At 46.2% G+C, this 11,175-nt stretch carries 9 protein-coding genes; 4 read left to right on the top strand and 5 right to left on the bottom strand.

All coding sequences use genetic code 11. The features are described 5' to 3' along the window. From JGK14_RS30265 to JGK14_RS30255, 3 genes are all read left to right on the top strand, one after another. Positions 1 to 188: hypothetical protein (locus JGK14_RS30265; RefSeq protein WP_293191499.1), on the top strand; the 188-nt coding region annotated here is incomplete at its 5' end. A gap of 18 nt (positions 189 to 206) precedes the next feature. After that, positions 207 to 1,586 (top strand): MBOAT family O-acyltransferase, encoded by a 1,380-nt coding sequence (locus JGK14_RS30260; protein WP_293175131.1) that lies wholly within the window; start codon positions 207 to 209, stop codon positions 1,584 to 1,586. Positions 1,587 to 1,601: 15 nt separating this feature from the next. Continuing rightward, positions 1,602 to 2,720 (top strand): SGNH/GDSL hydrolase family protein, encoded by a 1,119-nt coding sequence (locus JGK14_RS30255; protein WP_293175133.1) that lies wholly within the window; start codon positions 1,602 to 1,604, stop codon positions 2,718 to 2,720. A 283-nt stretch (positions 2,721 to 3,003) separates the two neighbouring features. On the opposite strand, the gene JGK14_RS30250 is transcribed toward JGK14_RS30255, so the two are convergent. Beyond that, the gene (locus JGK14_RS30250) at positions 3,004 to 5,208 is read right to left on the bottom strand and encodes a Tex family protein (protein WP_325315851.1); all 2,205 of its coding nucleotides are present in this window, start codon (positions 5,206 to 5,208) and stop codon (positions 3,004 to 3,006) included. A gap of 197 nt (positions 5,209 to 5,405) precedes the next feature. On the opposite strand from JGK14_RS30250, the gene JGK14_RS30245 reads away from it, so the two are divergent. Continuing rightward, positions 5,406 to 6,242: a Uma2 family endonuclease gene (locus tag JGK14_RS30245; protein ID WP_293175137.1), complete on the top strand. Its 837-nt coding sequence runs from the start codon at positions 5,406 to 5,408 to the stop codon at positions 6,240 to 6,242. 399 nt (positions 6,243 to 6,641) lie between these two features. On the opposite strand, the gene JGK14_RS30240 is transcribed toward JGK14_RS30245, so the two are convergent. The 4 genes from JGK14_RS30240 to JGK14_RS30225 form a co-directional block, all read right to left on the bottom strand. Next, positions 6,642 to 7,619 carry a class II fructose-bisphosphate aldolase gene (locus JGK14_RS30240; RefSeq protein WP_325315850.1) on the bottom strand — a complete coding sequence of 326 codons (978 nt, stop codon included), beginning with the start codon at positions 7,617 to 7,619 and terminating at the stop codon, positions 6,642 to 6,644. A gap of 253 nt (positions 7,620 to 7,872) precedes the next feature. After that, the gene (locus tag JGK14_RS30235) at positions 7,873 to 8,607 is read right to left on the bottom strand and encodes a phosphoadenylyl-sulfate reductase (protein WP_293210630.1); all 735 of its coding nucleotides are present in this window, start codon (positions 8,605 to 8,607) and stop codon (positions 7,873 to 7,875) included. 346 nt (positions 8,608 to 8,953) lie between these two features. After that, the gene (locus tag JGK14_RS30230; RefSeq protein ID WP_293216422.1) at positions 8,954 to 10,417 is read right to left on the bottom strand and encodes an EH signature domain-containing protein; all 1,464 of its coding nucleotides are present in this window, start codon (positions 10,415 to 10,417) and stop codon (positions 8,954 to 8,956) included. Positions 10,418 to 10,847: 430 nt separating this feature from the next. Further along, complete coding sequence (locus JGK14_RS30225) at positions 10,848 to 11,129, bottom strand: hypothetical protein (RefSeq protein WP_293216424.1); 282 nt, start codon at positions 11,127 to 11,129, stop codon at positions 10,848 to 10,850. Positions 11,130 to 11,175: the final 46 nt, after the last annotated feature.

Below are 11,175 nucleotides of genomic sequence, written 5' to 3'. Positions count from 1 at the left end.
AAATCAGACTATTCATTACTCCAATCCTCGGACTTAAGGGTAGAGGTCACTCTCAAACTGTCAACTGTCAACTGTCAACTGTCAACTGTCAACTGTTAAAGCGTCTTTGGGGTTTGTTACGAAAAATAAATGTTCCAATCATTGACAACTGCTATCTCTATAGATACGATTCACTTAGCGATCGCTAAAATTTCAGATTTCAAAAAATGCTGTTTAACTCCACATTATTTTTGGTCTTTTTGGTGGTGGTGGTGTATGTCTATTACTTGCTGACACCGCAATACCGACGTTGGTTTTTGTTATTCGCTAGCTACTGCTTTTATTGGGTGTGGAGCGTACCGTACTCGCTCCTAATGGTTTTATATACCCTGCTAGCTTATACAACAGCTCGCATTATAGAGTCATCAACTAAAAACAGAGATAAAACTACTGCCTTAATTGGTTTTTTGGTTGTAGTTATAAGCACTCTATGCGTTTTCAAATACGCAAACTTCTTCTCGGCTTCGGCACACTCCCTGTTTGGATTTTATCCTTGGCCTAAACTAAATCTACTATTACCTCTGGGTATTTCTTTTTACACATTCCAGACGATCAGTTACATAGTCGATGTCTACAAGGGCGTTACACCTGCCCAAAAGTCATTTCTCGACCTAGCACTGTACGTCATTTTCTTCCCTAATCTGGTTGCTGGCCCGATCGTCCGCGCCAAGACTCTCATGCCCCAGTTGACGTGCGAGTCACCGGTAGACTGGCTTGGGATCCGCAGTGGCATTGCCCAAATCATCTGGGGGATGCTGAAAAAAGTTTATATAGCTGACCCGATGGCATCAATTACCAGTGAGGCGTTTAGTGGGCCCCAGAGCGTTTCCGGGTTGGGGTTGTTACTAGCTACGTTCGCCTTTACAGTTCAAGTCTACTGCGACTTTTCTGGTTATTCAGATATGGCGATCGGTTCTGCCCGTCTATTCGGAATAGAACTGCCGAAAAATTTTGACAAGCCTTATATGGCCTACAGCATTACTGATTTCTGGCGCCGCTGGCACATTTCACTGTCAAATTGGCTGCGCGACTATCTTTACATTCCCCTGGGTGGCAACCGGCAGGGCCAACTCCGTACCTATGGAAACTTAATGATCACTATGCTGCTGGGAGGGCTCTGGCACGGTGCTGGATGGAACTGGGTTGCTTGGGGAGGTTTGCAAGGGGCAATGCTGTCAATGGAAAGAGCGTTTGGACTCTCCTCTGCACCTAAGTCGAAAGCCAGTTATTTCCTGCACTGGCTGTTGACCTTTTTTGTGATTTGTACTTCTTGGGTACTCTTTGCATCATCTGATTTGAACAGTGCGGGTGTGGTATTTCAGCGGATATTGACTTTTGCTGATGGCCGGATACCTATTGACTATCGCCCGATATTCTACCTGGCGCTAGTTTTGCTAATTCAATGGGGGGATGTGAAGCAACGATGGATGAGCTGGGCTCAGCTACACCCAAATTTGCTCAAGTGGATTGTTTGTACGATCGCAATTGCGCTGATATTTACCTTTGCCGGCGCCTCAAGTTCAAATTTCATTTACTTCCAGTTCTAATCGGATCGATCAGTTATGCTCCCAATATTTAATGACCAAGCACTTTCCCATATAAAAACCGCATTTCGCCGCACGACCGTAGACTTGTCAAAGCTATTGTTAGCAGCTTTATTATTGGAAGGAATGCTGCAAGTTATTGCTCCTGAGTACAAAAATAACGTTTACGATCGCGAATTTACAGGAGGTCGTCCCATCGCGATGAGCAGTGCGGGAAATCGCGGCCCCCTGCTGCCGGTTCAGAAACCCCCTGGCGAAGTGCGAATCCTCGGGATGGGGGATTCAACAACATTTGGGACTGGGATTGGTGCAGAAGATACTTGGCCAGCTCAACTAGCAACTGTTTTTCAGAAAAATGGTGCCAAAGCAACCTATATCAACAGCGCTATAGAAGGTTATACGGTCAAAGAAATTAACTATGTTTATCGCAACCAGTGGTCGGCCTACAAACCAGATATAGTAGTGCTGGCTGTAGACAACAACATGGTCTCAATGACGTGGTTTCGCCGCGAGGACAAAGGTGCACCGAAAAACCCCTATCTAGATCCTGCCCCTCAATCCAAACTGGACAATTTTAAAAACGGATTAAAACAAGTTACTCACGTCTTAGCTTCTCCTTCCTGGCTGAGAATCAACTCCCAAAAATGCTTGTACTTGCTAGGTTTATCAAATAACAACATCAACCCGGAAGTTCCTTTGGGCGCAACGGTAGCCTCTGGCTGGAAGCAGGCTAATGTGCCTCCAGATCTCCCCGAACGCGTTTGGAAGCAGTTTGAAGAAGATTTGAGCGTACTCCGAGACTCCGTTGCTGCTGACGGTCGATCGCTCGTTGTAGTTTACTTACCTGCTCGCTTTATTGCTTTTGACGGTTTTTTTGACAACGAGCAGCGAGTGCCAAAAAATCGGCTGACTATCGACGCGGGTAAGAGACTTGGGGAAATTAGTCAGTCACTCGGTGTAGCCTATCTCGATGGTACGGAACCAGTTCGTCGGGGTCGATCGCAAATTGCCGAAAAAGAAGGTCGTTCTGCTCCGATGTACATTAAGTTTGATAGTGTCCACCTTGATAAAGACGGCAATCAAGCTGTTGCTGAAGGGTTGTTCGATCTCGTTGGCAAATCTGAAAAAGCTCGATAAAATCTGTCTGTCGTGTGGATACCATATCCGGTAGATTACTATAACAAAAAGGGTTCGTAGTGCGGACTTCAGTCCGCAGTCTAAGGAATGAGAATTAAATAACTTCCACAAGTTTGTGGTGTGGGCGGGAGAGCCGCCCTTTTTGAACGGGCGGGACGCCCATCCCACAATAACAATTAAAATTGTAAGTTATTTAATTTGCGATCCTAAGAGCGGACTGAAGTCCGCAGTACGAACTTTATTTATTGGGGTTAATCGATCGCACACGATACGATCGCTAGTTTTAACGCCGGCGCGGGGCGGGAAGCCTCGCGCTATTTGACGGTTGCGGTTTTTCTTGCAGCTTCATGGTCAAACTCACCCGCTTTAACTTTTCATTCACCTCCAAAACCCGCACTTTCACAACTTGTCCGACTTTCACAACCTGTTTCGGATCGTCCACGAAGCGATCGGCTAATTGAGAAATATGAACCAAACCATCTTGGTGAACTCCCACATCAACAAAGGCCCCAAAGTTAGCTACATTCGTGATAATGCCTTCCAATTCCATCCCAACTAGCAAATCGGAGATTTCGTTAATTCCGGCTTGGAAAGTAGCATATTTAAACTCGGCGCGCGGGTCTCTTCCGGGTTTTTCTAGTTCGGAAATAATGTCTCGGAGTGTTGGTTCTCCGACTTTCTCGGTCACATATTTCTTGATATCTACAGTCTTGACTTTTGCCGATATTTGTGTTATTTCGGTCAGCGGCAAACTTAAATCTTTGGCGATCGCCTGGACAACAGGATAACTTTCAGGATGAACTGCTGTATTATCCAGCGGGTTTTCGCCGCCGCGAATGCGGAGAAATCCGGCTGCTTGTTCAAAAGCTTTTGGCCCGAGTTTGGGAACTTTCAGGAGTTGGCGGCGATTTTTAAAGGCGCCGTTTTCGTTGCGGTAATTGACGATATTTTTGGCAACTGTTGCTGTCATTCCCGATACAAATGTCAGCAGTTCTTTGGAAGCTGTGTTTAAGTCAACTCCGACATAGTTAACGCAGCTTTCGACTGTTTCGTCGAGTTTCTTTTTGAGCAGTTTTTGGTCAACGTCGTGTTGATATTGACCGACTCCGATCGATTTCGGGTCTATTTTGACAAGTTCGGCTAAAGGATCTTGTAAACGCCTACCGATGCTGACTGCGCCGCGAATTGTGATGTCGAGATCGGGAAATTCGGCGATCGCCACATCACTCGCTGAATAAATCGATGCGCCGGATTCGTTCACCATAACTTTAATCGGTTTTTTGTCCATATCTGCCAAAACTTCCGACACAAAGTCGTCGGTTTCGCGGGAAGCTGTACCGTTGCCGATCGCAATTAATTCAATTTTATATTTTTCAATCAAATGCTTGACAATTTTACCAGCTTGTTGTCTCTGACCTGCGGCTTGGTGGGGGAAAATGGCTTGATATTCCAAAAACTGCCCGGTTTCGTCGAGGGCGGAAACTTTGCACCCGGTGCGAAATCCCGGATCGATCGCGAGTGTGGGCTTCATGCCCGCCGGCGCCGACAGCAGCAACTCGCGGAGGTTGGTTTCAAAGGTGGTGATGGACTCGATATCAGCCTCTGCTTTGTGGTGCGATCGCACTTGCGTCATCAGCGAAGTCTTCATCAGGCGGTTGAAAGCGTCCTTCAAGGTCGATCGATAAAACTCCTTAACTTCAGGTATCCTAGTTTTAATTTCCTGAGATTCCAAATAAGCCATCACCGCCGATTCATCAAAGGCTAAATCTAAATCTAAAACCCCCTCCGTTTCCCCGCGGAAGAGCGCCAACATATTGTGCGACTGAACATTTCTCGCTGCAATTTGGTAACTGCGGTACATTTCAAATTTCGTACTTCCTTCCGGGAAATCATCTTTAATTTTCGAGACAAAAACCCCCGTCTTCATTAAAAAATCTCGCAAATAAGCTCGGTATTCAGCTTTTTCGGAAATTGCTTCCGCCAAAATATCCCCAGCACCTTTGACAGCTTCTTCTGTTGTCTTCACTCCCTTTTCTTCCGAAATATATTTAGCTGCTTCCGCTTCGATATCGGCTGGTTTAGCAGTCGGCAAATTCAGACACTTAATAAAAATTGCCAGCGGTTCTAAACCTTTTTCTCTAGCAATTGTCGCCCGCGTCCGCCGCTTGGGTTTGTAAGGCAGATAAAGGTCTTCGAGTTCATTTTTTTGCAAGCACGACTCAATTTTGGCTTGCAATTCGGCCGTAAGTTTGCCCTGGGAGGCGATCGTCTCTAAAATCGACTTTTTGCGGTCTTCAATTTCCGTCAAATAGGTGAAGCGATCGGAAATATCCCGCAACTGAATTTCGTTCAGCAAATCGGTGCGTTCTTTGCGGTAGCGGGCAATAAACGGAATAGTTGCGCCCTCCGCAAAAAGTTCCAGAGCATTATTGACTTGAGAAAGATTGATGGAAAGTTCTTGAGCAATCAGTTGAGGAATGTTGAGCATAGTACAGAAGTTTGAGTCAATTACTGGCAGTTAATAAAATATTTATGAGTTCCGCGAATTAATAGGAAAATGAACCGCAGAGGCGCAGAGGACACAGAGGAGGAAATGAGATCAATAAGACTTTGAGAAGGTTTGCTGGAACGCCTTAGCAGTATTAAAATGATGTTAGCATAAATGCAGTCATTTCTCAATATTATATGTTTCCTTTTAAATATCCAGTGCCGCAAAGCGATCCGCCGCGATCGCCCAGAGAAACGCTGCCGACGATGTACGATTTACCTAGCGAAGATTCGGAGGAACCTGGGAAGCCAGACGAATTTCACGATTGGCAGCCGCAGTTGTTAACCCTGGCGTTTCGCCCTCGCAATTATCAGGCTTCTGAGATATTTAGCGGCACTGACATGAACCTTTATTATGACGTGCAGCACCCTCTGTGGCACAAACGCCCCGATTGGTTTGGAGTTGTGGGAGTTCCGAGACTGTACGATGGATCTGAACTGCGGATGAGTTACGTTACTTGGCAGGAAGGCGTGAATCCTTTTGTAATTGTGGAACTGCTTTCACCGGGAACCGAAAAAGAAGATTTAGGTGCAAATATCGATGACGAAAATTCAGGAAATCAGCCGAATGCTGCGGGTAACGGGCAAGTTTTACAGGCCCAGACAAATGAGAAACCGCCCAGTAAATGGGAGGTTTACGAGCAGATTTTGCGGGTTCCTGTTTATGCTGTTTTCAGCCGCTATACTAACAGGTTGCGAGTATTTGTATTGAATGCCGGACACTATCAAGAATTAGAATTATCTGACTCGCGAGTCTGGATTCCGGATCTAGGTTTGGGCTTGGGTTTGTGGCAAGGGGAGTTTCAGGGAATCGATCGCCTGTGGTTGCGCTGGTATGATGTTGATGGCAACTGGATTCTGACTGAAGCGGAACAGCAACGGCAGCGCGCTGAGTCAGCGGAAGCTCAATTGCAGTCTTTGATTCAGCGGTTGCGGGAATCTGGCATCGATCCCGATCGATTTTTAAACCGTTAGAAAAACGGCGGTTGAAACCAGGTTTACACAAACGAAGTCCGCCTCCGTTTTTAAACCGTTAGAAAAGACGGCGGTTGAAACCGCGTCTACACAAACAAAGTCCGCCTCCGCGGACTGAAGAAGATCGCGTAAGTTTAACCCAATATGCTTGGAATTAAGCTATTTCAACCGCCCGGTTTTCTTCAACCTGCGGAGGCACGTGAGTGTTTGTGTAAACCTGGTTTCAACCGCCCGGTTTTCTATTTCAACCGCCCGGTTTTCTTCAACCTGCGGAGGCAGGTTTTGTCTGTGTAGAAGCGGTTTCAACCGCCCGGTTTTCTTCAACCTGCGGAGGCAGGTTTTGTCTGTGTAGACGCGGTTTGAACCGCCCGGTTTTCTATTTCAACCGCCCGGTTTTCTTCAACCTGCGGAGGCAGGTTTTGTCTGTGTAGACGCGGTTTGAACCGCCCGGTTTTTCATTTGAACCGCCCGATTTTCTTGTTTATTGCTGACACTATTTGCCGTAAATCCTTCCGCGTAAGGAGATTGATGCAAATAAGCCTTACCCGCAGAACCAAAAAGTTGCAACTTACCCGCAATCACCGATCGCATAGCAGCGATCGCCTTTTCCATAACTTCCAACAAATCCGGGCTAGACAAAGAATTGCTAGTTTTCAACACATCCATATAAGCATCGCGAACTTCCGTATTCACATTAAACTTAGACACACCTAATGCAATAGATTGATTGATCGTGGATTCCGGCAAACCGCTAGCACCGTGCAACACTAACGGCACCGAAACAGAAGCCCGGATTTTTGCCAAACGCGGGAAATCGAGTTTCGGTTCGCTGAAATATTTACCGTGAACGTTGCCAATTGTTACCGCTAAAAAATCCACCTTAGTTGCTGCAATAAACTCTACAGCTTCCACCGGATCGGTCATCTTTGCGGCTTTTTCTTCAATTGTCAAACCGTCTTCCGTGCCGCTAATTCTGCCGATTTCCGCTTCAACTACCGCACCGTTAGCGTGGGATAACTCAGTCATTTCGCGAGTAAATATCAAGTTTTGTTCGTAAGACAAAGGAGAACCGTCAGCCATGATGGACTTGATACCGGCGGCGAGGGCGAGGTGAATGTCTTTTTCTGAGGTGCTGTGATCTAAGTGTACTGCGATCGGCACTACAGACTTGCGCGCTGCTTCCATGCAAAGCGCAACTAAAGGCGATTTTCCGTATTTGAGGGCGCTGGGGTGAAGTTGCAGCATCGCAGGACTTTGCAGCGCTTCGGCGGCATCGATGACGGCTTTTACTCCTTCGAGATTGTACACGTTAAAAGCGCCGATCGCGTAAGCATTTCTCCGGGCTGTGTTCAGCAATTCGCTAGTTGAGGCGAGCATAAGTACCTGGCTTAAAAACTTTTCCGTTGTCAGTTGTCAGTTGTCAGTTGTCAGTTGTTAGTTGTTAGTTGTCATCAGTCCTCAGTCATTAGTTAGGGAGCATCTCATTTTTGTAAAAAGCATTTTTTCTTTGAGTGCGAGCTTAAGAGCTCGCGAGTATTGTACAGCTCGCGAGCGGGGACAGCACTATAATAAATGCAAAACTGAGATGCTCCCATTAGTTAACTGTCAACTGTCAACTGTCAACTGTCAACTATTTTTGTGCATTACCAGCGTGCAAACCGCACTCTTTCATCGTCGATTCTTCCCACCACCAACGACCTTCGCGTTCGTGTTGGTTTGGCAATACAGGTTTCGTACAAGGTTCGCAACCAATGCTGACAAAACCGCGTTCGTGCAACTTATTGTAAGGCACTTCCAAAGCGCGAATGTATTCCCAAACCTCTGCCGAAGACCAGTTTGCTAAGGGGTTGAATTTAATTAATTCATGGTCTGGAGTTGAAAAAGCACCGTCAACTTCAATCACCGGAATACCGTTGCGGGTACTGGGACTTTGGTCTTTGCGCTGACCGGTAATCCAAGCATCGAGAGTATTCAATTTGCGGCGAAGCGGCTTGACTTTCCGCACGCCACAGCATTCTTTGTGGCCGTCTTCATAAAAACTAAACAATCCCTTTTCATCTACTAGGGCTTGTACTTCTGCTGAATCGGGAAACATTACTTCTAATTTAATGCCGTAATGTTTTCTAACTCGCTCCAGAAACTCATAGGTTTCTGAGTGCAACCGTCCCGTGTCTAGGGTGAAAACGCGGAAGTTTTTGGTAATTTTTGATGCCATGTCGATCAGAACTACATCTTCGGCACCGCTGAAAGAGATTGAAATATTGTCAAAATTGTCTAGGGCAAATTTGAGAATTTCTCGCGGTGTTTTTTGACTGTATTCTGCTTCCAGGGCGACTATGTTGAGATTCTTCTGAGTGGCAACCATATTTTTGCGCGATCGGTGTTCTTTTTTTCTAACTCTTGATTATAGCCGATCGCAGTATCTTTCTCACCGATGAATCGCACGCTAGATCAAAAACGCATCCACAGCTTGAACCGAGCAGCCGTAGAGAGGAAAAAGGTTGAGACTTGACAGCGGTATCGCCCCCAACGTCCCTCGCTAAAATTTTTCGGACTGCAAGTCTCGCACGAGGAGATGAATGCGGTGCAAAATTTTACGGTACAACCACGCTCAAACATTTGATGTCATCTCATCTTTTTTGTGCGCTTAAGTAATACTAAACTGAGATTCTCCCGATTCAACTATTACTTTAGATAGTATTGGCAACTGACTATTTGCTCTCTGCTGCCAAACTTTCCATTTCTTTCTGCCACTTTTTCAATAAAACTTCCCGCTCTTTTTGTTCCTGAGGTTCCGGCATTCTCAAGCCATTTGTAGAATCATATTTGCCGTAATACTGCGACATTCCCTGAAAAGATTTAGTCCCCTCATTGGGCATAATTTTTTTCTGCTTCAGCCACTTTTCGCAAGAACTTTGCCACATGAAAACGCGATCGTGCACTTCGCCACCTAATTTTCTGATGCGCTTAACAGACAGTTCTTTTTTGACAAACAACAGCCGATCGCTCTCTTTGGTACGCTTAATCAAGCGAATTTCGGCGCCGGTGCCCCGGAAAAACTCGATCGCGCAATAGCCCTCCAACTGAAAAATGCAAACTTCCGTTGGAGGATTGCCGTCTTCCGGCAAGATATCCACATCAAAGGGCAACTGGTAGCCGATCGCGCTCACAGACGACTGCGGCAACAGCAACCGCACCCGCAGCAGGCGATCGGTATAATTAGCCCAAAAATCCCGGCGCTCCTCCAACTGCTTAATTTCCGCATCAGACAGCCGCAGCATCCGGGCCACCAAATCGATTGTTTTCTGGAAATAACTGTAATTTAGTCCGCCAATCCATCGCCTCAGCGACTCTTGAGCGGGAGCCGAAAGTAACTGCAATTTCGGATAATATTCGTCTCGCACCCACTCAACCAATTTCGGCCGTTGATTTTTGAGAATATCGCTCGAAATTTTAACTAACAACTCTTCAACTGCTGCAAGTTGCGACGCTGGTGGCATTTCCTTCAAGCACCTGAGCAGCCATTCTACACCCGACAAATCGGCAACCTGATTTTTGGCAAAAATTCCGGCAAGGTGTCGCCCGGCGCGATCGACTACGGGGATACTTGCGGGTAACTGAGCTTTTCCTAATAGTTCTACTGGGGTTTTTAGGTATTGCCAAGTCAATTTTGCTAGCTCGTAATCCGGTAAATCGCGGGTCAGTATTTTAATGATTTGTACTGGCAAAGCATCGGTGCCAGTCGCTGTATTGGCAAAGTCGGCAAAGCACTCTACCAAAGCTCGATCGAGGGCGGGAGCATTGCTAGAAACAGGATTTTCTAACTGGTGGCTGTAATGCAGCGCCAAACGCCACAACAACTGCTGTTTCAGGCGCACGTTGTTCTGAGCTACCAGCCAAATAGCTTGAGATACTTCTCTAGTGCGATCGGGATTTTTCATATCCCATTGAGATTTAGCCCAGAGACAATAAGTCCATTCTAGAGGAGTAATACTGTCAGCTCGATCGCCCTCAATATCTGCTATAATTTCTGCCATTCCTCGCAAAACACCTGCTTTCACTTCGCTAATATTTGGCTTGCTTTTCTGTGCAAAGCTTCCCGCAGTTTTTGTTTTTTCTGGCAGCCGCTGGCTGGGATTTTCCGGTAGTTGAATTTGGCGAAACTGAACGCTCATATTTATAATTTGTTTGCTATAAAGTTGCTGCACTAGCATGATGCAATTTTTGACCAGAAAGAATTGGTTTAAAGGGGAGCATCTCTGTTTTGCGAAAAGCATTTTTTTATTATAGTGCGAGCACGCAAGAGCTCGCGTATTCTACAACTTGCGAGTTCGCGACAGCACTATATTCCAATACGGTTGACTTAACACTATTTATGCGCCGGAGATCCCCCTAAATCCCCCTTAAGAAGGGGGACTTTGAGAGCATTCTTGTCCCACCCCCTACTCCCCTTTTTCAAGGGGGGTTAGGGGGGATCTGTCTTAAGTAAACGGTATTGCACTATATTCCTTCCATGTAGAAGTCACTGTCAACTGTCAACTGTCAACTGTCAACTGTCAACTGTCAACTGTCAACTGTCAACTGTCAACTTTCAACTGTCAACTTTCAACCGACTCTTGTAGAGAAATCTCTCGCAAGTGCGCGATCGATCGCAATTGAAAACCCCGTTGATTGGCTCGCCCGCGCGTCATTTCTGTGATTGTAATATTTTACACAATTTTCGATATTCAGGGAAGGTACGACTGGGAAAACTAGCTGGGGTTGGGCGTTATGCTCTCTTTCGGCAGAAGTCAAGCTAGCTTGTCCGTGCGGCAGTAGTCCTGTGAACTCAAAAAAGAAGCACACAAGTGCGATCGCCCTACCCGAAAGAATTGGTTTAAAGCCCAAAGCCCGATCGCCCTTGAGAAATTAAAATCAGACTATTCATTACTCC

Source organism: Microcoleus sp. PH2017_28_MFU_U_A (assembly GCF_020738035.1).
Lineage (GTDB): Bacteria > Cyanobacteriota > Cyanobacteriia > Cyanobacteriales > Microcoleaceae > Microcoleus.
This window is presented reverse-complemented; position numbering and strand designations above follow the sequence as displayed.

Bases quoted from the DNA above. Each gene is read 5' to 3' on its own strand.
- JGK14_RS30230 (WP_293216422.1), bottom strand. From the start codon at position 10,417: ATGAGCGTTCAGTTTCGCCAAATTCAACTACCGGAAAATCCCAGCCAG.
- JGK14_RS30235 (WP_293210630.1), bottom strand. From the start codon at position 8,607: ATGGTTGCCACTCAGAAGAATCTCAACATAGTCGCCCTGGAAGCAGAA.
- JGK14_RS30260 (WP_293175131.1), top strand. From the start codon at position 207: ATGCTGTTTAACTCCACATTATTTTTGGTCTTTTTGGTGGTGGTGGTG.
- JGK14_RS30245 (WP_293175137.1), top strand. From the start codon at position 5,406: ATGTTTCCTTTTAAATATCCAGTGCCGCAAAGCGATCCGCCGCGATCG.
- JGK14_RS30240 (WP_325315850.1), bottom strand. From the start codon at position 7,619: ATGCTCGCCTCAACTAGCGAATTGCTGAACACAGCCCGGAGAAATGCT.
- JGK14_RS30255 (WP_293175133.1), top strand. From the start codon at position 1,602: ATGCTCCCAATATTTAATGACCAAGCACTTTCCCATATAAAAACCGCA.
- JGK14_RS30250 (WP_325315851.1), bottom strand. From the start codon at position 5,208: ATGCTCAACATTCCTCAACTGATTGCTCAAGAACTTTCCATCAATCTT.